The 25,103-nt window shown below is 63.5% G+C and carries 23 protein-coding genes and 1 tRNA gene; 14 read left to right on the top strand and 10 right to left on the bottom strand.

Annotation, left to right across the window (positions count from 1 at the left end):
• Window positions 1-247: 247 nt before the first annotated feature.
• The 5 genes from ugpB to ugpQ all read left to right on the top strand — a co-directional run bounded on the left by ugpB (window position 248) and on the right by ugpQ (window position 5,439).
• The gene (ugpB, locus tag QM470_RS14195) at window positions 248-1,561 is read left to right on the top strand and encodes a sn-glycerol-3-phosphate ABC transporter substrate-binding protein UgpB (protein WP_066540576.1); all 1,314 of its coding nucleotides are present in this window, start codon (window positions 248-250) and stop codon (window positions 1,559-1,561) included.
• 203 nt (window positions 1,562-1,764) lie between these two features.
• Window positions 1,765-2,646: a sn-glycerol-3-phosphate ABC transporter permease UgpA gene (gene ugpA / locus QM470_RS14190; protein WP_066540573.1), complete on the top strand. Its 882-nt coding sequence runs from the start codon at window positions 1,765-1,767 to the stop codon at window positions 2,644-2,646.
• Between the two features lie 2 nt (window positions 2,647-2,648).
• On the top strand, window positions 2,649-3,497 hold the full coding sequence (ugpE, locus tag QM470_RS14185) for a sn-glycerol-3-phosphate ABC transporter permease UgpE (RefSeq protein ID WP_066540570.1): 849 nt from the start codon (window positions 2,649-2,651) through the stop codon (window positions 3,495-3,497).
• A gap of 70 nt (window positions 3,498-3,567) precedes the next feature.
• Entirely contained in the window at window positions 3,568-4,575 is a 1,008-nt protein-coding gene (locus QM470_RS14180) for a sn-glycerol-3-phosphate import ATP-binding protein UgpC (RefSeq protein WP_066540567.1), read from the top strand.
• Window positions 4,576-4,662: 87 nt separating this feature from the next.
• Window positions 4,663-5,439, top strand: coding sequence for a glycerophosphodiester phosphodiesterase (gene ugpQ, locus QM470_RS14175; protein WP_283339711.1), 777 nt, complete (start codon window positions 4,663-4,665; stop codon window positions 5,437-5,439).
• 152 nt (window positions 5,440-5,591) lie between these two features.
• On the opposite strand, the gene QM470_RS14170 is transcribed toward ugpQ, so the two are convergent.
• The 3 genes from QM470_RS14170 to QM470_RS14160 all read right to left on the bottom strand — a co-directional run bounded on the left by QM470_RS14170 (window position 5,592) and on the right by QM470_RS14160 (window position 8,670).
• Complete coding sequence (locus tag QM470_RS14170; protein WP_283339710.1) at window positions 5,592-6,572, bottom strand: Bug family tripartite tricarboxylate transporter substrate binding protein; 981 nt, start codon at window positions 6,570-6,572, stop codon at window positions 5,592-5,594.
• 206 nt (window positions 6,573-6,778) lie between these two features.
• Window positions 6,779-7,684 carry an N-formylglutamate amidohydrolase gene (locus tag QM470_RS14165; RefSeq protein ID WP_283339709.1) on the bottom strand — a complete coding sequence of 302 codons (906 nt, stop codon included), beginning with the start codon at window positions 7,682-7,684 and terminating at the stop codon, window positions 6,779-6,781.
• Entirely contained in the window at window positions 7,684-8,670 is a 987-nt protein-coding gene (locus tag QM470_RS14160) for a tripartite tricarboxylate transporter substrate binding protein BugE (protein WP_283339708.1), read from the bottom strand. The genes QM470_RS14165 and QM470_RS14160 overlap by 1 nt, the downstream gene beginning before the upstream one ends.
• 171 nt (window positions 8,671-8,841) lie before the next feature.
• Between QM470_RS14160 and QM470_RS14155 the strand changes: the two genes are divergently transcribed.
• Window positions 8,842-9,774 carry a LysR substrate-binding domain-containing protein gene (locus tag QM470_RS14155; protein ID WP_283339707.1) on the top strand — a complete coding sequence of 311 codons (933 nt, stop codon included), beginning with the start codon at window positions 8,842-8,844 and terminating at the stop codon, window positions 9,772-9,774.
• 135 nt (window positions 9,775-9,909) lie between these two features.
• Here the strand turns inward: QM470_RS14155 and QM470_RS14150 are convergent, their stop codons facing one another.
• A complete protein-coding gene (locus QM470_RS14150; protein WP_280011671.1) occupies window positions 9,910-10,188 on the bottom strand; it encodes a hypothetical protein in 279 nt (92 codons plus the stop codon).
• A 72-nt stretch (window positions 10,189-10,260) separates the two neighbouring features.
• Here QM470_RS14150 and hemA point away from each other — a divergent pair, with 72 nt between their 5' ends.
• The 5 genes from hemA to paeA all read left to right on the top strand — a co-directional run bounded on the left by hemA (window position 10,261) and on the right by paeA (window position 15,740).
• Window positions 10,261-11,553, top strand: a complete 1,293-nt coding sequence (gene hemA / locus QM470_RS14145) for a glutamyl-tRNA reductase (RefSeq protein ID WP_066540550.1) — start codon at window positions 10,261-10,263, stop codon at window positions 11,551-11,553.
• A gap of 123 nt (window positions 11,554-11,676) precedes the next feature.
• Entirely contained in the window at window positions 11,677-12,759 is a 1,083-nt protein-coding gene (gene prfA / locus QM470_RS14140) for a peptide chain release factor 1 (RefSeq protein WP_218332940.1), read from the top strand.
• Between the two features lie 103 nt (window positions 12,760-12,862).
• Window positions 12,863-13,720: a peptide chain release factor N(5)-glutamine methyltransferase gene (gene prmC, locus QM470_RS14135; protein ID WP_283339706.1), complete on the top strand. Its 858-nt coding sequence runs from the start codon at window positions 12,863-12,865 to the stop codon at window positions 13,718-13,720.
• A 55-nt stretch (window positions 13,721-13,775) separates the two neighbouring features.
• Window positions 13,776-14,099, top strand: a complete 324-nt coding sequence (gene grxD, locus QM470_RS14130; protein WP_066540866.1) for a Grx4 family monothiol glutaredoxin — start codon at window positions 13,776-13,778, stop codon at window positions 14,097-14,099.
• 207 nt (window positions 14,100-14,306) lie between these two features.
• Complete coding sequence (gene paeA / locus QM470_RS14125) at window positions 14,307-15,740, top strand: polyamine export protein PaeA (protein ID WP_283339705.1); 1,434 nt, start codon at window positions 14,307-14,309, stop codon at window positions 15,738-15,740.
• Window positions 15,741-16,002: 262 nt separating this feature from the next.
• Here paeA and QM470_RS14120 read toward each other — a convergent pair whose 3' ends face one another.
• Window positions 16,003-17,748, bottom strand: coding sequence for a proline--tRNA ligase (locus QM470_RS14120; protein WP_283339704.1), 1,746 nt, complete (start codon window positions 17,746-17,748; stop codon window positions 16,003-16,005).
• A 90-nt stretch (window positions 17,749-17,838) separates the two neighbouring features.
• Here QM470_RS14120 and QM470_RS14115 point away from each other — a divergent pair, with 90 nt between their 5' ends.
• Entirely contained in the window at window positions 17,839-18,486 is a 648-nt protein-coding gene (locus QM470_RS14115) for an RNA pyrophosphohydrolase (RefSeq protein ID WP_280011666.1), read from the top strand.
• A gap of 99 nt (window positions 18,487-18,585) precedes the next feature.
• On the opposite strand, the gene proB is transcribed toward QM470_RS14115, so the two are convergent.
• The 4 genes from proB to rplU form a co-directional block, all read right to left on the bottom strand.
• Entirely contained in the window at window positions 18,586-19,725 is a 1,140-nt protein-coding gene (gene proB, locus QM470_RS14110; RefSeq protein ID WP_280011665.1) for a glutamate 5-kinase, read from the bottom strand.
• 107 nt (window positions 19,726-19,832) lie between these two features.
• Window positions 19,833-20,957: an Obg family GTPase CgtA gene (cgtA, locus tag QM470_RS14105; protein WP_066540538.1), complete on the bottom strand. Its 1,125-nt coding sequence runs from the start codon at window positions 20,955-20,957 to the stop codon at window positions 19,833-19,835.
• Window positions 20,958-21,113: 156 nt separating this feature from the next.
• Window positions 21,114-21,371: a 50S ribosomal protein L27 gene (gene rpmA, locus QM470_RS14100; protein WP_066540535.1), complete on the bottom strand. Its 258-nt coding sequence runs from the start codon at window positions 21,369-21,371 to the stop codon at window positions 21,114-21,116.
• An 18-nt stretch (window positions 21,372-21,389) separates the two neighbouring features.
• A complete protein-coding gene (gene rplU, locus QM470_RS14095; RefSeq protein ID WP_066540532.1) occupies window positions 21,390-21,701 on the bottom strand; it encodes a 50S ribosomal protein L21 in 312 nt (103 codons plus the stop codon).
• Window positions 21,702-21,917: 216 nt separating this feature from the next.
• On the opposite strand from rplU, the gene QM470_RS14090 reads away from it, so the two are divergent.
• Together QM470_RS14090 and QM470_RS14085 are read left to right on the top strand one after the other, a co-directional pair.
• Window positions 21,918-22,847, top strand: coding sequence for a polyprenyl synthetase family protein (locus QM470_RS14090; RefSeq protein ID WP_283339776.1), 930 nt, complete (start codon window positions 21,918-21,920; stop codon window positions 22,845-22,847).
• A gap of 49 nt (window positions 22,848-22,896) precedes the next feature.
• Window positions 22,897-22,973 (top strand) — tRNA-Pro (locus tag QM470_RS14085).
• Window positions 22,974-24,366: 1,393 nt separating this feature from the next.
• On the opposite strand, the gene QM470_RS14080 is transcribed toward QM470_RS14085, so the two are convergent.
• A complete protein-coding gene (locus QM470_RS14080; protein WP_283339703.1) occupies window positions 24,367-24,918 on the bottom strand; it encodes a hypothetical protein in 552 nt (183 codons plus the stop codon).
• Window positions 24,919-25,103 lie beyond the last annotated feature (185 nt).

Below are 25,103 nucleotides of genomic sequence, written 5' to 3'. Positions count from 1 at the left end.
GCCGCCACTGCATTCTCTGATCCAGCGCACGGCTTCAAGACCCCAGATAGGAAAAATCAGGAACGACATCGAATAGAAGCGAACATAGAATGCGCCACAACGTTTAGTGACAACTGCATGAAATCGGAGCCATGTGGCATCCGCGCCAGGGGGAAACCCCGTCATGCGCCCGTCACACAAACGCCATGCTCGCCCTTTAATATGGCTGGCATATCTCTCCCCGCATAGCAATCCAAGGAGTTCCTGCATGCAATTCAAGCGCCTGGCTTTGTCCGCCGCAATGACCGCAGCCGCCATCGGCACCGCCCACGCCGCCACCGAAATCCAGTGGTGGCACTCGATGACCGCCGTGAACAACGAATGGGTCAACGATCTGGCCAAGGAATTCAACGAAAGCCAGAAGGAATACAAGATCGTCCCGACCTTCAAGGGCGTGTATGACGAGTCCATGACGGCCGCCATTGCTGCGTTCCGTTCGGGCAATGCTCCCCACATCCTGCAAGTGTTCGAAGTGGGCACCGCCACCATGATGGCCTCCAAGGGCGCTACCGTGCCCGTGGGCAAGGTGATGTCCGATGCCGGCGTGTCCTTCGACCCCAAGGCCTACATCCCCGCCGTGGCCGGTTACTACACCGCCCCCAACGGCCAGATGCTGAGCTTCCCGTTCAATAGCTCCACCACCATCTTCTATTACAACAAGGACGCCTTCAAGAAGGCCGGCCTGAACCCCGACAAGGCCCCCACCACCTGGCCTGAAGTGTTCGAAGCCGCAAAGAAGCTCAAGGCCAGCGGCCACAGCTGCCCCATGACCCTGGCATGGCAGGGCTGGACCCAGCTGGAATCCTTCTCCACCTGGCACAACGTCGAGTTCGCGACCGAGCAGAACGGTCTGAGCGCCAACGGCCACAAGGCCCGCCTGAAGATCAACTCGCCTCTGCACGTCAAGCACATCGACAACCTGGCTGCCGCAGCCAAGGCCGGCGAATTTGTGTACAAGGGCCGCGCTTCCACCGCCCAGGCTTCGTTCACCGCCGGTGAATGCGCCATGATCCAGACCTCGTCCGGTTTCTACGGCGACGTGGCCAAGAACGCCAAGTTCGCCTACGCACTGGCTCCCCTGCCCTACTACCCCGATGTGAAGGGCGCGCCCCAGAACACCGTGATCGGTGGCGCATCGCTGTGGGTGATGGCAGGCAAGAAGTCCGAAGAGTACAAGGGCGTGGCCAAGTTCTTCGAATTCCTGTCGCAGACCAAGGTCCAGGCCGCTTCGCACCAGCGCACCGGCTACCTGCCTGTGACCATGGCCGCGTATGACCTGACCAACAAGTCCGGCTTCTACCAGAAGAACCCTGGCACGGACACCGCCGTGACGCAGATGATCCGCAAGGTGACCGACAAGTCGCGCGGCATCCGCCTGGGCAACTACGTGCAGATCCGCACCATCGAGGACGAAGAACTCGAACAGGTGTGGGCAGGCAAGAAGACCGGTCAGCAAGCCCTGGACGCTATCGTGTCGCGCGGTAACGAACTGCTGGCACGCTTCGAGCGCTCTTACAAGTAATAAGTAATTCCCCTCGATTTGGGGGTAGAGCCGCTGCAGCCTCTGGCGCAGCGGCTTTTCACTGGGCACAATACGCGCAAATTCGCTAAAAAGCGTTTCGTTTCGTTTCGACTCGCTTCCCCACCTGCTGCGGTGGAGGCAGCGACCCCAGCCCCCCGCAGTTCCTTTCATGGGCAACGGCGGCTTTTGAGTTTGTACATCCCATGGAAAAACGCGTACTTTTCCGGTCCAAATGGTTGCCCTGGTTGCTGATCGCACCCCAGCTGCTCATCATTGGCATCTTCTTTTTCTGGCCTGCAGGCCAGGCCGTGCTCCAGTCGTTCCAGATGGAAGACGCCTTTGGCATGAGCACCGAATGGGTGGGGCTGGATAACTTCCGCAACCTGCTCGCCGACCCGACCTACCTGAATTCCTTTAATCGCACCGCCCTGTTCTCGGTGCTGGTGGCAGGCGTGGGCATCGCAGTGTCGCTGGCCCTGGCCATCTTTGCCGACCGCATCGTGCGCTTCGCCATGGTCTACAAGACCCTGCTGATCGTGCCCTACGCCGTGGCCCCGGTGATCGCCGGCGTGCTGTGGGTGTTCCTGTTCTCGCCGTCCATCGGCGTGGTGACCTACTACCTGGGCAAGCTGGGCGTGAACTGGAACCACATGATGAACGACAGCCAGGCCATGACCCTGATCGTCATCGCCTCGGTGTGGAAACAGATCTCCTACAACTTCCTGTTCTTCCTGGCGGGCCTGCAGTCCATTCCCAAGGCGCTGATCGAAGCCGCTTCCATCGACGGTGCCGGCCCCTGGCGCCGCTTCTGGAACATCCAGCTGCCGCTGCTGTCGCCCACCACCTTCTTCCTGCTGGTGATCAACATCGTCTACGCGTTCTTTGACACCTTCGGCATCATCGACGCAGCCACCCAGGGCGGCCCCGGCCAGTCCACCTCCATCCTGGTCTACAAGGTCTACCAGGACGGCTTCAAGGCGCTGGACCTGGGCGGCTCGGCAGCCCAGTCCGTGATCCTGATGCTGATCGTTGTCGTGCTGACCGTGGTTCAGTTCCGCTATGTTGAGAAGAAAGTGCAGTACTGATCATGGTTGATCGCAACCCCTGGCTGAATATCCTGTCCCATGCCGTGCTGATCCTCGGCGTGGCCATCGTGGCCTTCCCGCTGTACCTGGCACTGATTGCCTCCACCCACACCGCGGAAGCCATCGTCCAGTCGCCCATGCCGCTGCTGCCCGGCGCCCACATGTGGGAAAACTACCGCGAAGCCCTGCTGGGCTCCGGCAAGCTGGGCTCCAACACCAACGTCGTGCACATGATGTGGGTCTCCTTCTGGGTGGCCATCATCATCACCGTGGGCAAGATCGCCATCTCGCTGCTGTCGGCCTTCGCCATCGTCTACTTCCGCTTCCCCTTCAAGATGGTCTGCTTCTGGGCCATCTTCCTGACGCTGATGCTGCCGGTGGAAGTGCGTATCCTGCCGACCTACAAGGTCGTCGCCGAGCTGGGCCTGCTCAACAGCTATGCCGGCCTGACCCTGCCGCTGATCGCCTCGGCCACCGCCACCTTCCTGTTCCGCCAGTTCTTCCTGACGGTGCCGGACGAGCTGGTGGAAGCCGCCCGCATCGACGGCGCCGGCGCCATGCGCTTTTTCAAGGACATCCTGGTGCCCTTGTCCAAGACCTCGATTGCCGCACTGTTCGTGATCCAGTTCATCTATGGCTGGAACCAGTACCTGTGGCCGCTGCTGATGACCACCTCGGAAGACATGTACCCCGTGGTGATCGGTATCAAGCGCATGCTGGCCGGTGGCGAAGCCGCCGTGGACTGGAATATCGTGATGGCCACCGCCATCCTCGCCATGCTGCCGCCCACGGCCGTGGTGATCCTGATGCAAAAGTGGTTTGTCAAAGGCCTGGTGGATACCGAGAAGTAAATCTCGACCAATCCTGACCCTGTTGGCTGTACCCACCACCTTGTGACCCATTGAACGAAATACGACTGTTATGGCTTCCATTTCCCTCAAGAACATCGTCAAGCGCTACGGCATCGGCAAGACTGCCGTGCCCGTCATCCACGGCATCAACGTCGAGATCAAGGACGGCGAGTTCGTCGTGCTGGTCGGCCCCTCGGGCTGCGGCAAGTCCACGCTGCTGCGCATGATTGCCGGCCTGGAAGAAATCACCGATGGCGATCTGGTCATCGGCGACAAGAAGGTCAACGACCTGGAACCCGCCAAGCGCAACATCGCCATGGTGTTCCAGAACTACGCGCTGTACCCGCACATGAGCAACTACGAGAACATGGCCTATGGCCTGAAGCTCGCCAAGGTGCCGGAAGACGAGATCAAGCGCCGCGTCGACAAGGCCGCCAAGATTCTGGAACTGAGCCACCTGCTGGACCGCAAGCCCCGCCAGCTGTCCGGCGGCCAGCGCCAGCGCGTGGCCATGGGCCGTGCCATCGTGCGCCAGCCCCAGGTGTTCCTGTTTGACGAACCCCTGTCCAATCTGGACGCCAAGCTGCGCGGCCAGACCCGCCTGGAGATCCAGAAGCTGCACGCCGAGCTGGGCATCACCAGCCTGTTCGTGACCCACGACCAGGTCGAGGCCATGACCCTGGCCCAGCGCATGGTGGTGATGAACGGCGGCCATGTGGAGCAGTTCGGCACGCCCGAAGAGGTCTACCACACCCCGGCCTCCACTTTCGTGGCCGGCTTCATCGGTTCGCCCCCCATGAACCTGCTGAAGCACTCGCCCAATGGCAAGCCCGGCCTGATCCTGGGCATCCGCCCCGAGCACATCGACCTGGTCGAAACCGGCGGCGTGGAATTCAAGGTGCACACCGTGGAACTGCTGGGTGCCGAGCGCCTGCTGTACGGCAAGGTGGGCGATGAGGACGTCACCGTCCGCATCGAAGAAGGCAAGCCCTTCCCCAAGCCCGGCGAAACGGCCCGCATCTCGGCCCGCGAAGACCGGCTGCATTGGTTCAACGCCGAAACGGGAAAGCGCGCATAAAGCCCGCCCCCGGTTCACTGAATCCTGAAAGAAGAGCACCCCAGGCCCAGCTTGTGGTGCTCTTGTCACATTCGCACTGGCAAGACTATGACTACTGCATTGAAACCCTGGCCCTACCCCCGTTGGGTGGCCCACCGCGGCGCCGGCAAGCTGGCACCGGAAAACACCCTGAGCGCCTTCCGCCTGGGCGCCCTGCACGGCTACCGCTTCTTCGAATGCGATGCCAAGCTCAGCAGCGACGGCGTGCTGTTCCTGATGCACGACGCCACGCTGGAACGCACGACCAACGGCCACGGCATCGGTGGCGAGCTGACCATGGGCCAGATCGCCGAGCTGGACGCCGGCAGCTGGCATTCGCGCGCCTATGCAGGCGAAGCCCTGCCCACGCTGGAAGCCCTGGCCCGCTGGTGCCTGGCCAACCACCTGCACCTGAATGTGGAAATCAAGCCCACGCCCGGCCAGGAGCTGGAAACCGGCCGCGCCTGCGGTGTGCTGATGAACCGCATCTGGCCCCAGGCGGAAGTGCCGCCGCTGTTCACCTCGTTCAAGCCGGACTCGCTGCGCGGCGCCCGGGAAGTCGCCCCCCACATTCCGCGCGGCCTGCTGGTGGACAAGCTGGCCGATGGCAACGGCGATGCCGAACTGCAGACCGCCCTGGAGCTCGATTGCAGCGCCATGGTGCTGAACCACGCCCTGTGGACCCCCGAGCTGGTGGCCAAGGTGCACGGCGCCGGCCTGCGCTGCAGCAGCTACACGGTGAACGACGAATGGGCCGCCCAGCGCCTGATCGACCTGGGCACGGACGGCATCATCACCGACCGCGTGGACCTGTTCAGCCCGGCTCAGACCCACAGCCAGCTGTAAGCAGAGCACCGTCAACAAAAAAGCCCGGCAGTCCCGGGCTTTTTTGATGGCGGGGCCTTCTGTGCGCAGGCCTTGGCATGGACCCAGCCCTCCCTGCGCCCACGCCGCACCGGTGCAGCGACGAAAAGGCGAAGAGGCAAGGACCCTGGCGGTCAATCCATCTTGGTGCCGGAGGCCTTCACCGCCGCCGCCCAGCGCGGCAGCTCGCCGCCCAGAAACTTGGCGAAATCGTCAGCACCCAGGAAGGCCGGGTCGGCCCCCTGGGTCACCATGCGTTCGCGCACATCGGTGTTGTTCATCACCTGCTGGAAGGCGTCGCTCAGCTTGACCACCACATCCTTGGGCGTGCCGGCCGGGGCCAGGAAACCGTAGAACCCCACCACCTCAAAGCCCTTCAGGCCGCTTTCGATGGCCGTGGGCGTATCGGGCAGCGCCGGGTTGCGGGTCTTGCTGGTCACCGCCAGGGCGCGCACCTTGCCCTGCTTGTGGTAATTGGCGGCCTGGGGAATGCTTTCGGCCATGAACTGCACCTGGCCGCCCATCAGGTCGGCAAACGCCGGGGCACTGCCGCGGTAGGGGATGTGCACCATGTGCGTGCCGGTGGCGATCTTGAACATCTCGGGCACCAGGTGGCTGATGCCACCGTTGCCGGCCGAGCCGTAGTTGACCTTGCCCGGGTTGGCCTTGGCGTAGGCAATGAATTCCGGCAGCGTCTTGCTCGGCACCTGGTTGTTGACCAGCAGCGCCAGCGGCTGCATGGCGGTGCGGGCAATGGGGGTGAAGTCCTTGAGCGTGCCATAGGGCAGCTTGGGGTAGAGCGCAGGGTTGATGGCCATCACACCGGTGTTGGCCACCATCAGGGTGTGACCGTCGGCCGGGGCCTTCATCACGTCCTGCGCGCCCACGGTGCCGCCGGCACCGGGCTTGTAGTCCATCACAATGGGCTGGCCCAGCACGGCCTGCAGCTTGTCGCTCAGCAGGCGGGCATGCTGGTCCAGCGGGCCGCCGGCGGGAAAGCCCACCACCACGCGGATGGGCTTGCTGGGAAAAGTCTGGGCCAGGGCCTGGCTCTGGGCCACGGACAGCAGAGCGCCGGCCGCCAGGGCCAGGCTGGTGCGCACGATTTTTTGCATGGTGTTGTCTCCCGTTTTTTTGGCAATGCAAGGTCTGCGCAGGCCGGTGCGAACAGCCCACGCAAATCCGGCCCCTGCCGGGGCCGTTGGCGCGATTGTAGAAACGGGGACCGTGCAGACAGACGGGGGCAACCCCAGCCGTCAGCCTGTGCAAGCTGCCTGGGCGACAGCGGCATCCCCGCCGCTGTTGCCTTCAGGCAGGGCCATCAGCCTCGTACGGGTAGCTGCTGGCGCACGTAGTCGCTCACCATGGCCATCACTTTTTGCAGGTTCTGGCGCAGCGGCTCGAAGCCAGCGTTGGGTTCGCGCGTGGCCTCGTCCATGTAGAGCGGGCGGTTGATCTCAATCTGCATGCTGTGGCGCTGCAGATGGGGCTGGCCGATGTCGGCCAGCAGCGCCACTCCCTTGTAGGGTTCGTTGTAGGCCACGCTGTAACCCTGGGCCTGCAGCGTGTCGCCGATCAGGTGGATGAACTCCGGCGCACAGGTGGTGCCGTCACGGTCGCCCAGCACAAAATCGGCCAGCTGCTTGTCCGGCGTACCCAGGCGCTGGTAGACATCGCTGGGCATGGAGTGCAGATTGATGTGCCACACACCGCCAAAGCGGTCCACGCTCCAGCGGATGGCTTGGCTCACCGCCGCATGGTAGGGGCGCCAGTAGCGCTCGATGCGCTGCTGCACCTCGGCCACGCTCAGCTTGCGGTCGTACACCGGGGTGGACTGGCCGGCCTGGCTGATGCGCTCCCACACCAGGCCCAGGCCCTGCAGCGTCTTGGGGCCGGGCTGCAGCGCCACGGGCCACTCCCCATCCAGCATGGCGGGGTTGATGTCCCCCTCTGCGCGGTTGGGGTCGATGTAGGTGCGCGGAAACGTGGCTTCGATCAGCGTGGCGCCGTAATCGGGCAGGGCATCCCACAGGCGGTGCACATGGGTGTCTTCCCCGCGGCGCAGCAGCGCCAGGGGCACCGCCACACCGAAGTCGGCCGGGTAGGCGGTGCCGCTGTGCGGCGAATCGCACACCAGCGGCAGCACCGCGCCCTGGGGCGGGCGCACCACCACCGGCTGCTGGGGCAGGGGTTGTAGGAAATCAGGCAAGGCAGCAGTTGCAGTCATCAGTTGATTTTGATGTTGGCGCGCTGGGCCACGGCGGTGTAGCGGGCAATGGCCGTGTCGATCTGCTTGGCAAACTGTTCGGGCGTGTTGGCCATGCCTTCACCGGAGATTTCCTTTTGCTTGGCCAGGTAGGCGGGGTCCTGCATCGCCTTGTGCGCCGCTGCGTTGAGCTTGGCGATCACGGCCTTGGGCGTGCCGGCCGGAGCCACCAGACCGAACCAGCCGCCGTCGCCCATCTGGGCATAGCCCAGCTCGGTGTAGGTCGGCACATCCGGCAGCACCTCGGCACGCTTGAAGGCCAGCACGGCCAGCGGACGCAGCTTGCCGGCCTGGATGTTGGACAGCGAAGACGGCAGGTTGTCCGTCATGGCGTTGACCTGGCCGCCCAGCGCATCGGTCAGGGCCTGGCCTGCGCCCTTGTAGGGGATGTGCAGCAGCTCGATGCCCGCCAGATTCATGAAGTTCTCGATGTTGGCGTGGCCCAGCGAACCGGTGCCGGGCGAGGCGAAGGTGTACTTGCCGGGATGGGCCTTGGCCAGTGCAATGAACTCCTTCATGGTCTTGGCCGGCACGCTGGGGTGCACCACAAACACGCTGGGCACGCTCATCACATTGGTGATGGGGGCAAAGTCCTTCTTTGCGTCATACGGCAGCTTGGTCATGATGGCCGGATTGGCGCCATGGGTGGACACCGTCGCCATGCCGATGGTGTAGCCGTCCGGTGCGGACTTGGCGATTTCCGAAGCGCCAATCGAGCCGCCGGCACCGCCCTTGTTCTCGATCACCACAGCCTGGCCCAGGATGGGGCCCATCTTCTCGGCCAGCAGCCGGGCCACCATGTCGGTGGAACCGCCGGCACCAAACGGCACGATCAGCCGGATCGGTCGGCTGGGGTAGACGGCGTCGGCCGCAAAGACGGCAGGCGTCAGGGCGCTCAGGGCGGCGGCAGCGGCCACGGAAGCCAGCAGGGTACGGCGCAGTTGCATGGGGGTGCTTCTCCTCAGAATTCGGGATTGTTGTGAATGCGGCCATTCTTGGCTGCAGCGCACCGGGCGAAAAGGGACAAAAAAGCACGCATGCATTACCAATGCTCATAATTGGCGCAAAAGCTGCTTGCAGGGACGGTATTCCTCGGCATCCTTTCGCTTCCTCCCCCCATGCGCATCCAGTCCCCTTCCCTGTCCGAACTCCATGCCTTTGCCCAGGCGGCGCGCCTGGGCAGCTACACGCTGGCGGCCGAGCAGCTGAGCGTCACCCAGGGCGCCATCAGCCGCGCCATCGCCCGGCTGGAAGAGCATCTGGGCTTTGCCCTGTTCGAGCGCCAGGGGCGCCGCAGCGTGCTGAGCACCGCCGGCCGGCAGTATCTGGACGCCATCGGCCCGGCCATCTTCACCATCGAATCGGCCACCGCGGCCATGCGCCGCCGCCGCAGCGGGCGCCAGCTGCGCCTGTCGGTGCCGCCCACCTTGTTCAGCCACTGGCTGATTCCGCGCCTGCCGGATTTCACCGCCCGCCATCCCGGCACGGTGCTGAGCTTTGCCCCCTACCGCCGCGACGACCCGCTGACCGATCCCCAGACCGATGCCTGGGTGCGCATCGGCGCCGACCCGTGGCCGGACCAGCTGGCCGCCGACTACCTGGTGGGCCAGGACCTGGTGCCCATCTGCCGCCCCCAGGACGTGGAAGGTGCACAGGCCATACGCAGGCCCGAAGACCTGATGGCCCGCCCGCTGCTGGCCCATACCAACTACCCTGACAACTGGGCCCGCTGGTTCAGCAAGATGGGTTGCGAGGACCTGTGTCCCGCGCCGGTGGCCGACTTCGAACAGGTGACGCTGCTGGTGCAGGCCGTGATCGCCGGCATGGGCGTGGCCGTGGTGCAGCGCTGCCTGATCGAGGAGGACCTGGCGAGCGGACGCATTGTGGTGCCGGTGCAACGGGCATTCCGCATCGAGCGCGGCTACTTTCTCTGCCGCCCGGCCCAGCGCCCCGCCAGCGCCGAGCTGCAGGATTTCCGCCACTGGGTGCTGGAGCAGGCGGCCCTGGACCGTGCGGCGCAGCCACTCGGGGCCGCCCCCGAGTCGCCCTAAAAGCGGTTTTTATGTAGCAATCCCAAGACCGCAGACCCCCCGCCCGCGCGGCGCTATACCCCTGAGGTCAGCAGATATATGGAGCGGCCAGCCGGCCCGCTCCAGAGCGCTTGTCCACCGCTTCCACCGCCCGCGCTAGGCTTTCCAGCCGCGCAGCAGCAGCCACTGGCAGCTGCCCATGGCCAGCACCAGCAGTGCGTAGGTGGCCAGCTTGCCGTCACGCCCCCATAGCGCCAAACACAGGCCCAGCACCGCTGCGCCGAGAACGGCGTTGAGCAGCATCTGCTCCCACAGGTTCACCAGCGGCGTGGCCGAGCGCCAGAAGATTCGCCCTCCCACGCCCAGCAGCACCGCCAGAAAAACGGCCGGTGCCAGAAAATTGAGCAGGTGGTTGAGGAAGGTCAGGGCAGGCATGAAAATGACACAGATCAAGTCTTTGCGTTGTGGTCCAACGCAAAAGGCCGCTGAATTTTATAATCATGGTCTATGGCAGTCTGGGCTCTCGGCATCAACCATCACACGGCACCGTTGGATCTACGGGGCCGGTTTGCGTTCGCACTCGACCAGATTGCACCGACATTGACCGGTCTGCGCCAGTCGCTGACCAGCGCCACCCGCCACCCCGAGGTGGAAACGGCCATTATCTCCACCTGCAACCGCACCGAGATCTACTGCGCCGCCGACGCCCCCGCGCTGGACCACACGCTGGGCTGGCTGGCCCAGTCCGGCGGCGTCACCCCCGATGTGCTGCGCCAGCATTCCTATCTGCTGGAAAGCGGCTCGGTCGCACGCCATGCCTTCCGTGTGGCCTCGGGCCTGGATTCCATGGTGCTGGGTGAAACCCAGATCCTGGGCCAGATGAAGAACGCCGTGCGCGCCGCCGAAGATGCGGGCGCCCTGGGCACCACCCTCAACCAGCTGTTCCAGCGCAGCTTTGCCGTGGCCAAGGAAGTGCGTAGCTCCACCGAAATCGGCGAGCACAGCATTTCGATGGCCGCCGCCGCCGTGCGCCTGGCCGGGCAGCTGTTTGAAGACCTCTCCAAGATCCGCATCCTGTTCGTGGGCGCGGGCGAGATGATCGAGCTGGCCAGCACCCACTTTGCGGCACGCAACCCGCAGCAGATCACCATCGCCAACCGCACGCTGGAGCGCGGCGAAAAGCTGGCGTGCCGCCTGGGCGCCAGCGTGATGCGTCTGGCCGACATTCCGGACCACCTGCACGAATACGACGCCATCATCAGTTGCACCGCCTCCAGCCTGCCGATCATCGGCCTGGGCGCCGTGGAGCGTGCGCTGAAGAAACGCAAGCACCGCCCGATCTTCATGGTCGACTTGGCCGTGCCGCGCGATATCGAGCCCGAAATCAAGGACCTGCGCGACGTGTACCTGTACACCGTCGACGACCTGGCCAGCGTGGTCAAGACCGCCCAGGCCAGCCGCCAGGCCACCGTGGCCCAGGCCGAAGCCATCATCGATGCCGGCGTGCTGAATTTCGTGCAGTGGATGGACCAGCGCTCCCTGGGCGGTGTGGTGCCGTTGATCCAGCAGATCAACGCCCAGGCCGACGAATGGCGCGCCCTGGAAATCGCCCGCGCCAGAAAGCTCCTGGCCAAGGGGGAAGACATGGACACCGTGCTCGAAGCCCTGTCCCGTGGCCTGACCCAGAAGATGATGCACGGCACCATGGCGGCGCTGCACCAGGGCGATGCGGAAGAACGCGCCCAGACCGCCGCCACCGTCTCCCGCCTGTTCCTGCGCGCCCGCCGCAGCGACCGTTAGCGCAGCCCACCTGCCAGGCTGTGGCCGCGCTCGTCGTGCTGCAGCCAGATCGCCCTCTCACGCCATATCCATCTGCGTGAGCAGCTATCCTTCGGATAGCACCCATCCGCCCCCTGCCCCGCCATGAAGCCTTTTTTGCGCAACCAGCTGGAGCGCTTTGCCCAGCGCCTGGAAGAACTGGACTTTCTGCTTTCCCGTGAAGACATCATGGGCGACATGCAGAAGTACCGCAGCATCTCGCGCGAACACGCCGACGTGACGGCCGTGGCCGGCCGCTACCAGCGCTACCTGCAGACCGAGGCCGACATCGCCGCCGCACGCGAGATGCTGGCAGACCCCGACATGGCCGAGATGGCACAGGACGAAATCAGCGCCGGCGAAGCCGCGCTGGTGCAGCTGGAGGACGAGCTGCAGCGCCTGCTGCTGCCCAAGGACCCGGACGACGCCCGCCCTGCGTTTGTGGAAATCCGCGCCGGCACCGGTGGCGACGAATCCGCGCTGTTTGCCGGCGACCTGGCCCGCATGTACACCCGCCACGCCACCAATGTGGGCTGGAAGGTGGAAGTGATGAGCGCCAACGAGAACGAAATCGGCGGCTACAAGGAGGTGGTGCTGCGCGTGGACGGCGACAACGTCTACGGCCGCCTGCGCTTTGAATCCGGCGGCCACCGCGTGCAGCGCGTGCCCGCCACCGAAACCCAGGGCCGCATCCACACCAGCGCCTGCACCGTGGCCGTGATGCCGGAGCCGGACGAGCACCAGGCCATCACACTGAACCCGGCCGATCTGCGCATCGACACCTTCCGCGCCAGCGGCGCCGGCGGCCAGCACATCAACAAGACCGATTCGGCCGTGCGCGTGGTGCACTTGCCCACCGGCATCGTGGCCGAATGCCAGGACGGCCGCAGCCAGCACAGCAACAAGGCCAAGGCCCTGCAGGTGCTGCAGGCGCGCATCCAGGAAAAAGAGCGCAGCGAGCGTGCCGCCAAGGAGGCCGCGCTGCGCAAGGGCCTGATCGGCTCGGGCGACCGCTCGGACCGCATCCGCACCTACAACTTTCCCCAGGGCCGCCTGACGGACCACCGCATCAACCTGACGCTGTACAAGCTGCTGGCGGTGATGGAAGGTGATCTGGGCGATGTGCTGGACGCGCTGCAGCATGCCCGCGAGGCGGAGCTGCTGGCCGAACTGGAAGTCAACGGCTGACGCCTGGACCTCTGCAGGCGCACGCGGTGCGTGCGCGCCGCCACGTCCTCAACGTTTCCGCCCGCCACCGGGCCCCGCAACCAGACAGACTGTCACCACCACCATGAACGCCCCCACCCTGGCCCAGGCCCTGCAGCACGCGGCCCAGCGCGGTCTGGCCCGCATCGATGCGCAATTGCTGTTGCTGCACTGTGTGGGCCGGCCGGATGCCGGCCGCGCCTGGTTGCTGACGCACGACGGCGACCTCCTGTCCCCCGCGCAGGCGGCCCAGTGGGAACAGTTGCTGGCACGCCGCCTGAACGGCGAGCCCGTGGCCTATCTGACCGGCCGCAAGGAATTTTTCGGCCTGCCGCTGCAGGTGGATGCCCGCGTGCTGGACCCCCGCCCCGACACCGAAACCCTGGTGGAATGGGCGCTGGAAGTGCTGCAACCGCTGTCCGCCCCGCAAGTGGCGGACCTGGGCACGGGCAGCGGCGCCATCGCGCTGGCCATCCAGCACCAGCGCCCCGACGCCCAGGTCACTGCAGTGGACTACAGCCAGGATGCCCTGGCCGTGGCGCGCGCCAATGCCGCGCAGCTGAAGCTGCCGGTGCGTGTGCTGCATTCGTCGTGGCTGGAGCAGGTGGAAGGCCGGTTTGATGCCATCGTCACCAACCCGCCCTACATCCGCGAGGACGACCCCCACATGCCCGCACTGCAGCACGAGCCACGCCAGGCGCTGACCAGTGGTGCCGATGGGCTGGATGACATCCGCGCCATCTGCGCCCAGGCCCCGGCCCACCTGATGCCCGGCGGCTGGCTGCTGATCGAGCACGGTTGGGACCAGTCGGAGGCCGTGCAGCAGCTGCTGGACGCCGCCGGTTTCACCCAGGTGCAAAGCCGCCAGGATCTGGCCGGGATTGCCCGTTGCACGGGCGGGCAAATACCGTGCGCGCCCGGCAATGGCCAGACAGTGAAATAATCAGCGGCAATGCTGCAGAGCAATGCGCCTGCAGATCCCCTACAAGGAGCACCCCATGAGCGACGTTCAACAACGCATCGACCAACTGGTCAAGAACAACGACATCCTGCTGTTCATGAAGGGCAGCGCGAGCTTCCCCATGTGCGGCTTCTCCGGCCGTGCCATTCAGATCCTGAAGGCATGCGGCGTGGAGCCCAAGGCGATTTCCACCGTGAACGTGCTGGAAGACCAGGAAATCCGCCAGGGCATCAAGGACTACAGCAACTGGCCCACCATCCCCCAGCTGTATGTGAAGGGTGAATTCATCGGCGGTTCGGACATCATGATGGAGATGTACGAGTCCGGTGAGCTCAAGCAGCTGCTGGACGGCCAGGCCTGAAGCCGCGCACACCATGCACCTGCTGGGACCGATGCCGACCCCGATGACCAGTCTGGCTGGCATGGCCCCTGCTTTGTCCGAAACCGCCCTTCTGGGCGGTTTTTCGTTTCCGGCCGCAGGGCAGCGGCACGGAATCCCCTCTGCCTGCATGCGAAGGAGGCATGCACAATGGTGACGCTAGGCAGTCACCAGCCACCCCACTGATCTATGACCTTGACACAAAGCCTGCTCATCATTGCCCTGCTGATTGCCGCCAGTGCCTTCGTGGCCGTGGCCGAAATTTCCCTGGCCGCTTCCCGCCGTCTGCGCCTGCGCCAGATGGCCGACGAAGGCGACCCCCGTGCAGAAAAGGCCATGAAGATGCAGGAGCAGCCCGGTGACTACTTCACCGTGGTGCAGGTGGGTCAGAACGCCATCGCCATCCTGGGCGGTATCGTGGGGGAAGGCACGTTCAGCGCCGGCTTTGCCGAGCTGCTGGCCTGGTGGCTGCCAGCGGGCTCGGCGCACAGCGCGGGCTCGGTGCTGTCCTTCTTCGTCATCACCTCGCTGTTCATTCTGTTCGCCGACCTGCTGCCGCGGCGCCTGAGCATGACCGAGCCGGAATACCTGCTGGTGCGCGTGCTGCGCCCCATGCAGCTGTGCATCACCATGTTCAAGCCCATCGTCTGGTTCTACAGCCGCATCACCGATGCGCTGTTCCGGTTGTTTGGCCTGCCGGACAAGCGGGACGAGAAGATCACCTCCGATGACATCCTGGCCATGGCCGAAGCCGGTGCCCGCGCCGGCGTGCTGGCCCGGCGCGAGCAGCAGGTGATTGCCAATGTGTTCGAGCTGGATTCGCGCACCGTGTCGTCGGCCATGACGCAGCGCGACCGCATCGCCTACTTTCTGCGCGATGACCCGGACCAGGTGATCCGCGCCCGCATTGCCGAAGAGCCCTACTCCACCTACCCGGTGTGCGACGGCGATATCGACCATGTGGTGGGCTATGTGGACGCCAAGGACCTGTTCCAGCGCGTGCTGAACAACCAGCCCATCTCGCTCAAGGACGGCAGTCCCCTGGTGCACAAGGCGCTGATCGTGCCGGACCGGCTGACCCTGGCCGAGGTGCTGGACCAGTTCCAGCAGGTGCACGAAGACTTTGCCATCATCCTGAACGAGTACAGCCTGGTGGTGGGCGTGGTGACGCTGAACGACGTGATGAGCACGGTCATGGGCGATCTGGTGACCCCCGATGACGACGAACAGCAGATCGTGCGCCGCGACGCACACTCCTGGCTGATCGACGGGGTGACGCCCATCGACGATGTGCTGCGCGCGCTGAACCTGGAAGAAATGCCCCACGCCGAAGAGTACGAGACCCTGGCCGGCTTTCTGATGGTGATGCTGCGCCGCGTGCCGCGCCGCACCGACAGCGTGAACTGGGGAGGCTACAAGTTCGAGGTGATCGACGTGGACAGCTACCGCATCGACCAGGTGCTGGTCTCGCGCCTGTCGGACGACGGCAAGACCCCGTTGCCCCCCGCGCCCCAGGCGCCCGAACTGCCCCCGCCGCTGCACACCGGCGTGGCCCATCCGCCCCTCCAGTCGCCACAGCAGCCGGCGGCCGGGCGCGAAAACCCGGCCCCCAGCGTGCCCTGAGCCCCCGGCCTGTGTGGCCTGCATAAAAAGACTGCCCAGGCAGTCTTTTTTTATGGCGCTTGCTGACCCGGCACAGGCACAGGCACAGGCAGAGCGTGGTCCCCTGGCGTCCAGAGGAGAGGTCCATGCCGGGGACGGCCGAGGCCCGCCCTGCATCGGCTGCGCCTGTTTCTTGCCATCCCTCTTAGCGACGGTCTGTTCCTCGGATGAAAAAAAGGCAGCCTCGTGGCTGCCTTTTTGGTCATCGCGCTGGCGCGGGGGCTCAGTTCAAGCCCAGCCGGCCCTTCAGGTCCGACAGGATGTCGCCTGCAGCGATCTTGGTGGCTTCGGTATCGCGGCGGTGCTGGTACTCGACCACGCCATCCTTCAGGCCACGGTCACCCAGCACCACGCGGTGGGGCACGCCGATCAGCTCCCAGTCGGCCAGCATGGCGCCGGGGCGCTCGTCACGGTCGTCCAGGATCACGTCCACGCCCAGTGCCAGCAATTCGCTGTAGAGCTGCTCGGCGGCGGTCTTCACGGCTTCGCTGCGGCCCATGCCGATGGGGCAGACCACCACGGTGAAGGGTGCAATCGCGTCGGGCCAGATGATGCCGCGCTCGTCGTGGTTCTGTTCGATGGCCGCAGCCGGCAGACGGGTCACGCCAATGCCGTAGCAGCCCATTTCAAAGTGCTGGGGCTTGCCGTTGTCGCCCAGGAAGGTCGCATTCATGGCCTGGGAGTACTTGGTGCCCAGGTAGAACACGTGGCCGATCTCGATGCCGCGCTCGATCGCCAGTGCACCCGCACCGTCGGGCGAGGCGTCACCGGCCACCACATTGCGCAGGTCGGCCACCAGGGCAGGCTCGGGCAGGTCACGGCCGAAGTTCACGCCGGTGATGTGGAAGTCTTCCTCATTGGCACCGCAGACCCAGTCGGCCATCACGGCCACATCGCGGTCCACCACCAGGTTCACGGGCTTCTTCAGGTTGATGGGACCCAGGTAGCCGGGCTTGCAGCCGAAGTGGTCTTCGATCTCGGGCACCGAGGCAAAGCGGAAACCGGCCAGACCGTCCACCTTGCCGACCTTGATCTCGTTCATCTCGTGGTCGCCGCGCAGCAGCAGCAGCCAGACCTGGGTCTTGGCGATCAGGCCCTTGTCGTCCAGCTCGTCAGTGGCCAGCACCAGCGACTTGACAGTCTGCGCCAGCGGCAGGCCCAGCTGGGCGGCCACGGATTCGCAGGTGCTGTTGCCGGGCGTGGCCACCTTGGCCATGGCCTGACCAGCCGCAGGGCGGGCCTGGGTGGGGGCCAGGCTTTCGGCCTTTTCAATATTGGCGGCGTAGTCGCTCTGGGGGCAGTAGACGATGGCGTCTTCCCCCGTGGAGGCAATCACCTGGAACTCTTCGCTCAGATCGCCACCGATGGCGCCCGAGTCTGCCCGCACCGCGCGGTACTGCAGGCCGAAGCGGTCGAAGATGCGCTTGTAGGCTTCGCGCATGGTCTGGTAGCTGATCTGGGCAGTGTCGCGGTCCTTGTCGAAGGAATAGGCGTCCTTCATGATGAACTCGCGGCCCCGCATCAGGCCAAAACGCGGACGGCGCTCGTCGCGGAACTTGGTCTGGATCTGGTAGAGGTTCTTGGGCAGCTGCTTGTAGCTCTTGAACTCCTGGCGGGCGATGTCGGTCACCACTTCCTCGGACGTGGGCTGGATCACGAAGTCGCGCTCATGGCGGTCCTTGATGCGCAGCAGCTCGGGGCCCATCTTCTCGAAACGGCCGGTTTCCTGCCACAGCTCGGCAGGCTGCACCACGGGCATGGTCACCTCGATGGCACCGGCGCGGTTCATTTCCTCGCGCACGATGGCTTCGACCTTGCGGATCACGCGCAGGCCCATGGGCATGTAGTTGTAGATGCCAGCACCCAGCTTTTTGATCATGCCAGCCCGCGTCATGAGCTTGTGGCTGACCACTTCGGCGTCGGCCGGAGCTTCTTTCAGGGTGGAGATGAGAAATTGGGAAGCTTTCATGGGCAGGAAAACGGAATATCGGGTCGGCGACCTTGCCGGGTGCAGAGCACCGTGCATAATGGCCGCAATAGACAAAATTGGGGTTCGATTATGCTTGACCGGGACGGATTTCGCCCGAACGTCGGCATCATCCTGCTCAACCACAAGAACCAGGTGTTCTGGGGAAAACGCATCCGCACCCACAGCTGGCAATTCCCACAAGGCGGCATTGATCGGGGCGAAACGCCCGAACAGGCCATGTTCCGGGAACTGCACGAAGAAGTGGGGCTGAAGCCCAACCACGTTCGCGTGGTGGCCCGCACCCGGGATTGGTTGCGCTACGAGGTGCCAGACCGTTACATACGCCGTGACGCGCGGGGCCATTACAAGGGGCAAAAGCAGATCTGGTATTTGCTGCAGCTGACCGGACACGACTGGGATTTGAACCTGCGTGCCACCGACCACCCCGAGTTTGATGCCTGGCGCTGGAACGATTACTGGGTGCCGCTGGATGTGGTGGTGGAGTTCAAACGCGGGGTGTACGAACTGGCCCTGACGGAACTGGCCCGCTTTCTGCCCCGCCATGAACAGCGCAACCGCTATCTGCGCAGCGGCATGCGGGGCCGCGATGGCGCTCCGCTGGCCGGCGAGCCCGACCCCCTGATTCCTCCGCAGCGCACCGGCCTGCTGCTGAACCCGGGGCTGGAACTGCCCCCCGGCGCCAGTTTCGACCCGGACCCCCAGGCACCCAAGTCCTGAGCTGCCTCCGCAGCCGGTCTGATCCCCATCAAAAAAGGAGTGGCATGCCACTCCTTTTTGCATGGCCGCCGCACGGCCTGTAGCGCGCCCTGGGGCGCTTCAGTGGGCCGTCAGCACCATGTTGTCGCGGTGCACCATTTCCGGCTCGGCCGTGTAGCCCAGCAGGCGCTCGATTTCGCTGGAAGCATGGCGGCACAGCAGCCGCGCTTCGGAGCTGGCGTAGTTGGCCAGACCGCGGGCCAGTTCCTGGCCTTGCGGGTCGCGCACGGCAATCACCTCACCGCGCGAGAAATCCCCTTCCACCGCCGTCATGCCGATGGGCAGCAGGCTCTTGCCTTCGGCGCGCAGCACGCGGGCCGCGCCTTCGTCCACCGTCACGGCGCCACGCAGCTGCAGATGGTCCATCATCCACTGCTTGCGCGCCTGGTTCTTGTGCGTGGGCGCCACCAGCAGCGTGCCGATGGCTTCGCCGCGCGTCAGGCGCAGCAGCACGTCCTGTTCGCGCCCCCAGGCGATCACGGTGGATGCGCCCGAGCCGGCCGCCCGCTTGGCCGCCAGAATCTTGGTCAGCATGCCGCCCTTGCCGATGCTGGAGCCTGCGCCGCCGGCCATGGCTTCCAGCGCCAGATCCCCGGCCTGGGCCTCGTGCACGAACTGGGCATCGGGGTTGCTGCGCGGATCGGCGGTGTACAGGCCCTTCTGGTCGGTCAGGATCACCAGCGCATCGGCTTCCACCAGGTTCGCCACCAGGGCACCCAGGGTGTCGTTGTCGCCGAACTTGATTTCGTCGTTGACGACGGTGTCGTTTTCGTTGATCACCGGCACCACGCCCAGCTGCAGCAAGGTCAGCAGCGTGACACGGGCGTTCAGGTAGCGCTCGCGGTCGGCCAGGTCCGCATGGGTCAGCAGCACCTGGGCACTGCCCACATTCTGCTCGCGCAGCTTGGTTTCATACATCTGCACCAGACCCATCTGGCCCACCGCTGCAGCGGCCTGCAGCTCATGGAGTTCCTTGGGGCGGCTGGCCCAGCCCAGGCGCTTCATGCCTTCGGCCACGGCACCGCTGGAGACCATGATGACTTCGCGCTTGCTGCCGTCCTCGCCATGCACCAGGCTGGCCAGCTGGCGCGACCATTCTTCGATGGCCGCCTCGTCGAGGCCGCGGCCCTCGTTGGTGACCAGACTGGAACCGACCTTGACCACGATGCGGTGGGCATCGCGCAGCACATTGGAAGCCATGAAATATCAGCGTTTGTGGGCCCTGGCGCACTCTGCAGGCGCGCCAACAGCGATTGAATGGAAAGCAAAACAGCGCCCATGAGCGCTGTTGGTTCTAGCCGTGCAGCTCAGTCCGCATCGCGGGGAGCGAAACGGGGGTCGTTGCTCAGATCGAGTCCGCTGTCATCGGCATCGGCGAAGCGGGGATCGATGTCCTTGGGATCCGGTGCCAGCTCGGCCAGCTGCTGCGCACGCACATGCTGGTAGATGGTCTTGATCAGCGGCTCGCAGCCTTCGCGGGTCAGTGCCGAGATTTCGAACACCGGGCCCTTCCACTTGAAGCGCTTGACGAAATCCTTGACCAGGGCTGCACGCTCTTCGACCGGCACCATGTCCAGCTTGTTCAGCACCAGCCAGCGTGGCTTGCTGTGCAGGCCTTCATCGTACTTGCGCAGCTCTTCCACAATGGCCTTGGCCTGGGCGACAGGGTCCACACCCTCATCGAACGGGGCCATGTCCACCACGTGCAGCAACAGGCGGGTGCGCTGCAGGTGGCGCAGGAACAGATGCCCCAGGCCGGCGCCTTCGGACGCACCTTCGATCAGGCCGGGAATATCGGCGATCACAAAGCTCTGCTCCGGGCCCACGCGCACCACACCCAGGTTGGGGTGCAAGGTGGTGAAGGGGTAATCGGCAATCTTGGGGCGGGCGTTGGAAACGGCCGCAATGAACGTCGACTTGCCCGCATTGGGCATGCCCAGCAGACCCACGTCGGCCAGCACCTTCAGCTCCAGCTTCAGGTTGCGGCGCTCGCCGGGCCAGCCCGGCGTCTTCTGGCGCGGGGCGCGGTTGATGGCGCTCTTGAAGCGCAGATTGCCGAAGCCGCCATCGCCGCCCTTGGCAATGGTGATCTTCTGGCCGGCTTCGAGCAGCTCGAACAGCACTTCGCCGGTCTCGGCGTCGGTGATGATGGTACCCACCGGCATGTTCAGGGTGATGTCATCGCCGGCCGCGCCGAACATGTCGGAGCCCATGCCGTGCTGACCGCGCTTGGCTTCATGGCGGCGCGAATAGCGGTAGTCCACCAGGGTGTTCAGGGCCGGATCGGCCACGGCGAACACATGGCCGCCACGGCCGCCGTCGCCCCCGTCCGGACCGCCGAATTCCTTGTACTTTTCGTGCCGGAACGACACGCAGCCATTGCCGCCATCGCCTGCGGCAATGTCAATAAAAGCTTCATCGACGAACTTCATGGGGGATCCCGTTCCACTGAAATAACCGGCGCATCCGGCACCGGGCAAGCATACCGTCTGACGCACCGCGCCGGGTATGGCAGGGCTTTCGCCCGGAATAAACAGCAAAGCCCCGACTGTGCGGGGCTTTGCCAGGGTCTGGTGAAGACCGTCTGCTTAGACGGGAGTCACGCTGACCGTGTGCTTGGACAAGGCGCCCTTGGTTTCAAAAACCACATTGCCTTCGACCAGAGCAAACAGGGTGTGGTCCTTGCCCACGCCGACATTGGTGCCGGGGTGGAACTTGGTGCCACGTTGACGCACGATGATGGAACCAGCGCTGATCAGCTGACCACCAAAGGCCTTCACACCCAGCATTTTTGGCTTGGAATCACGTCCGTTGCGCGTAGAGCCGCCGCCTTTTTTCTGTGCCATGACTGAGCTCCTTCAGAATTAAGCAGCAACCGCCACGATTTGCAGTTCGGTGAACTGCTGGCGATGGCCTTGGGACTTGGCGTAGTGCTTACGACGACGCAGCTTGAAGATGCGCACCTTGTCGTGCTTGCCGTGAGCAACCACAGTTGCCTTCACAGTTGCGCCGGACACCAGGGGCGTGCCAACCTTCAGTTCAGCGCCGTTGCCGACTGCCAGAACCTGGTCGATCACGATTTCCTGGCCTACGTCCGCAGCAATCTGTTCTACTTTGATTTTTTCGCCAGCAGCAACGCGATATTGCTTGCCACCGGTTTTTATGACCGCGTACATGTAAACCTCTTTCAAAGGGGAATCACCCATGGACTAATTTCCATGGAGCCGGCGATTGTACCACCCCTTCCAGATTTGTGTGCAAGGCCTGAACAACGCGCCCGAGTGAGCACCCTAGGGCCACTGCAGCTTTCCTATAATCCAGCCTCTCGAAGGCGGCATATCTTGACTACAGTTCATTCCAACACCAACCCGCTGGCCCTCATCGCCGATGACATGCGCGAAGTTGACGGCGTCATTGCGCGGTGCCTGACCACCAGTGTTCCGCTGATCGGCCAGATCTCCCAGTACATCATTGCTGCAGGTGGCAAACGCCTGCGCCCTGCGTTGCTGCTGATGGTGGCCCGTTCCCTGGGTTGCGAAGATACCCGCCGCTTCGAGCTGGCGGCCGTGGTGGAACTGATCCACACCGCCACCCTGCTGCACGACGACGTGGTGGACGAGTCCACCCTGCGCCGCGGCCGTCCCACGGCCAACGAGAACTTCGGCAACCCCGCCAGTGTGCTGGTGGGCGACTTTCTGCACACCCGCTCCTTCCAGATGATGGTGGCCGCCGGCAATATGCGCATCCTGCAGGTGCTGTCGGATGCGACCAACATCATTGCCGAAGGCGAAGTGCAGCAGCTGATCAACACCCACGACGCCTCACTGAGCGAAGCCGGCTATCTGCATGTGATCCGCTCCAAGACGGCCAAGCTATTCGAAGCCAGCACCCAGATTGCCGCCATCCTCGCCGGCGCCAGCCCGGAGCAGGAAGCCGCCAGCGTCACCTACGGCCAGGCCCTGGGCACCGCCTTCCAGATCATTGACGATGTGCTGGACTATGACGGCGATGCCGCCGAAATGGGCAAGAACCTGGGCGATGACCTGCGCGAAGGCAAATGCACGCTGCCGCTCATCATTGCCATGCAGCGCGGCACGACCGAACAGGCCGCCGTGATCCGCGAAGCCATCGAACAGGGCTCCACCGACAAGCTGCCGGAAATCCTGGCCATTGTGCGCAGCACCGGCGCGCTGGACGCCACCCGCCAGGCCGCCCACAACGAAGCCATGCGCGCCATGCAGGCACTGGACAGCCTGCCCGCCAACACGCACACCGATGCCATGCGCCAGCTGGCCTCGCAGCTTTTGCTGCGCCGCACCTGATTTGGGTTTAGAATTTCAGCTTCCGCTTGCAACGCAGGCCGGAAAAAGTCGGGGTGTAGCTTAGCCTGGTAGAGCGCTACGTTCGGGACGTAGAGGCCGGAGGTTCGAATCCTCTCACCCCGACCAGAATTTTCCTTGCACATCAAGGAGTTACCAAAGCCCCAACCACTGGGGCTTTGTCATTTAGTGGCAAATTAGTGGCAGACAACACGTCTTCATGCCACATCCGCGCAAGCGGCATAAAAAGCCTTCCTAGACCTTGCTCCTCAACCCTGGAGCACACGTCTCATGGCGTCCATCGAAAACAGGTCCCGCTTTGCCGTAGCGGTTTAGAAGCGCATAGACCTGACACAAACATTCGCATACAACCGCGAGAAGGCCCTCAAGGCTTACATTGCCCCCTCAAGGCCGGCAGCTTCAAGCCAAAATTGACTCGCACCAACGACAGCGTCGCGATTCGCATCCGTGAAGCAGGGCAACAAACCCAATGCTCTACGCATCACCCGAGCAGGAGGCCATTGACGTAAAGCAGCGCGTCGAGTTGGAACGGCGCAACGGCCTCTTCGTCGACTACGCCAAGGTCAGTCAGGAGAGGATTAGAAATTGAACGAGTGCAACCAGAAACAACAACGCCCCTCGCAAGGGGCTTCAGGGTTACTAGATAGGTGGCTTCACTTCTTCCCGCTACCTCCGGGTGGAGTGTTACCTCGACCACCGCACCGATGGTGCGCCAGTCTTACGGGGACTGGGGGCTGTCCGCTTATGCACGGTATAAAAGAGAGGACGTGTGCTCTCCCGGAGAGACCGGAAAATCAACAGCCCTCCACGGGCGGGAAATGCAAAAGTGCCCGCTCAATGAAAGAATGCTCAGAAATTTTCGGCGTGAATAATTCGTTTATCTACTAGGAGCTTGACTTCTTTGGGACGAATACTCCTGACGGAGCTGCGCTTACAGGGGGCTTTGTTCTGCCTGGGACAAAGACGCCGTCTGCGCTCGCTGTCGAGCTTCGTCCGGAAGTGGGTACAAAAGTGCCTGTTAGTCCTTTTCTGCTTCTAGGTGTGAAGAGCTTGTCGGCACTCTCAAAGGTTGGCTCACCGTTGCTGGTTGCTCCGATTTTCTCGTTATCTCTCACGATGCATCTTTCACGCTGATGAATAAACCAATAACTAAAATGCCAATGGCGAAGAAAGGGAAAGCTCGCTTCGCTCTGACTTCAGGACGGCCAAGAGTGCGCTGCCGCCTCGCAACTCATTTTTCCAAGTTTCCTCTGCGCCCTTGCTAATTCATTCAGAGCACACTGGATATATAGGGGAATCGGCGGCGATGGAGATTCTACTCAAGAGGCGCTCAGAAGTTTTCAGCGCAAGTTATTTGCGAACTACTTGGGGCTGGACTTCTTTGGAACATAGACACCGCTAGGTGTGGTTTGTACTGGTACGCGCCCACCTTTTCCTGGAACAAAGACCCCGTCAACGCTTGCGTTCGCGTTGGTTCTAGGCGAGCTTACAAAAGTACCCGCTAGTCCTTTTTGCCTTGTGGGGATGCTGAGTTCATTGGCACTGTCAAAGACCGGGACTCTTGCGGCTCCGACTTTGTCTCTTTTGTCGTTATCTCCCACGATGCACCTTTCACGCTGATGAATAAACCAATAACTAAAACGCCAATGGCGGAAAAAAGGAAAGCTCGCTTCGCTCTGACTTCAAGGGCGGCCAAGAGTGGACAGTGAGAGTCACCACCGCCTGCAATCTTGTTGATGTGTGTTTTGTTTCTGTCAAGAATATCAACCAATGTGTAGATGGCAAAGACGAACCCTCCGCCTGACAAAACAAAGAGAACGGTTAGCAGAGGTGAGTCAATGGTCTTTGCACTTAGCAGGCCAACGAGCAGTGCCAACCCTGCAGAGCTAAGCGTGAGCAACTGCCTGTCGGTCTCTAGCCCAGCATTGAACGACAGCTCAGTGAAGAGCCGCTGATACTCCGGCTCTTCCCAGTACTCTTTTTCTTTTTGGGGTGGACTGCCTGCGGTGGTTCCAGCTGGCGAATCGTGTTGTTGGTTGCTTGCTTCTGACATCCATGCCTCTCTTCGCTCAATGTAGCAGATAGCAACGTTATTGTTACATTTTGATGTTGTGAGGCCACAACCCGACATGCATGGCATCGCCTCAGCATGTACTGACCAACATCCCTTCAGCAGATTCCTTTGCCTCAGCTCCAAGTTCAGACTAGGCACGGTGGATTTCTCCATCGCTTTAACGA

It is taken from the genome of Comamonas sp. 17RB, assembly GCF_030056555.1.
GTDB lineage: Bacteria > Pseudomonadota > Gammaproteobacteria > Burkholderiales > Burkholderiaceae_C > Comamonas > Comamonas terrigena.
This window is presented reverse-complemented; position numbering and strand designations above follow the sequence as displayed.

Bases quoted from the DNA above. Each gene is read 5' to 3' on its own strand.
- QM470_RS14165 (WP_283339709.1), bottom strand. From the start codon at position 7,684: ATGACTGCAACTGCTGCCTTGCCTGATTTCCTACAACCCCTGCCCCAG.
- grxD (WP_066540866.1), top strand. From the start codon at position 13,776: ATGAGCGACGTTCAACAACGCATCGACCAACTGGTCAAGAACAACGAC.
- paeA (WP_283339705.1), top strand. From the start codon at position 14,307: ATGACCTTGACACAAAGCCTGCTCATCATTGCCCTGCTGATTGCCGCC.
- QM470_RS14170 (WP_283339710.1), bottom strand. From the start codon at position 6,572: ATGCAAAAAATCGTGCGCACCAGCCTGGCCCTGGCGGCCGGCGCTCTG.
- hemA (WP_066540550.1), top strand. From the start codon at position 10,261: ATGGCAGTCTGGGCTCTCGGCATCAACCATCACACGGCACCGTTGGAT.
- rpmA (WP_066540535.1), bottom strand. From the start codon at position 21,371: ATGGCACAGAAAAAAGGCGGCGGCTCTACGCGCAACGGACGTGATTCC.
- rplU (WP_066540532.1), bottom strand. From the start codon at position 21,701: ATGTACGCGGTCATAAAAACCGGTGGCAAGCAATATCGCGTTGCTGCT.
- ugpE (WP_066540570.1), top strand. From the start codon at position 2,649: ATGGTTGATCGCAACCCCTGGCTGAATATCCTGTCCCATGCCGTGCTG.
- proB (WP_280011665.1), bottom strand. From the start codon at position 19,725: ATGGCTTCCAATGTGCTGCGCGATGCCCACCGCATCGTGGTCAAGGTC.
- cgtA (WP_066540538.1), bottom strand. From the start codon at position 20,957: ATGAAGTTCGTCGATGAAGCTTTTATTGACATTGCCGCAGGCGATGGC.
- ugpQ (WP_283339711.1), top strand. From the start codon at position 4,663: ATGACTACTGCATTGAAACCCTGGCCCTACCCCCGTTGGGTGGCCCAC.
- QM470_RS14115 (WP_280011666.1), top strand. From the start codon at position 17,839: ATGCTTGACCGGGACGGATTTCGCCCGAACGTCGGCATCATCCTGCTC.
- prmC (WP_283339706.1), top strand. From the start codon at position 12,863: ATGAACGCCCCCACCCTGGCCCAGGCCCTGCAGCACGCGGCCCAGCGC.
- ugpB (WP_066540576.1), top strand. From the start codon at position 248: ATGCAATTCAAGCGCCTGGCTTTGTCCGCCGCAATGACCGCAGCCGCC.
- prfA (WP_218332940.1), top strand. From the start codon at position 11,677: ATGAAGCCTTTTTTGCGCAACCAGCTGGAGCGCTTTGCCCAGCGCCTG.
- QM470_RS14150 (WP_280011671.1), bottom strand. From the start codon at position 10,188: ATGCCTGCCCTGACCTTCCTCAACCACCTGCTCAATTTTCTGGCACCG.
- QM470_RS14180 (WP_066540567.1), top strand. From the start codon at position 3,568: ATGGCTTCCATTTCCCTCAAGAACATCGTCAAGCGCTACGGCATCGGC.
- QM470_RS14120 (WP_283339704.1), bottom strand. From the start codon at position 17,748: ATGAAAGCTTCCCAATTTCTCATCTCCACCCTGAAAGAAGCTCCGGCC.
- ugpA (WP_066540573.1), top strand. From the start codon at position 1,765: ATGGAAAAACGCGTACTTTTCCGGTCCAAATGGTTGCCCTGGTTGCTG.
- QM470_RS14090 (WP_283339776.1), top strand. From the start codon at position 21,918: ATGCGCGAAGTTGACGGCGTCATTGCGCGGTGCCTGACCACCAGTGTT.
- QM470_RS14155 (WP_283339707.1), top strand. From the start codon at position 8,842: ATGCGCATCCAGTCCCCTTCCCTGTCCGAACTCCATGCCTTTGCCCAG.
- QM470_RS14080 (WP_283339703.1), bottom strand. From the start codon at position 24,918: ATGTCAGAAGCAAGCAACCAACAACACGATTCGCCAGCTGGAACCACC.
- QM470_RS14160 (WP_283339708.1), bottom strand. From the start codon at position 8,670: ATGCAACTGCGCCGTACCCTGCTGGCTTCCGTGGCCGCTGCCGCCGCC.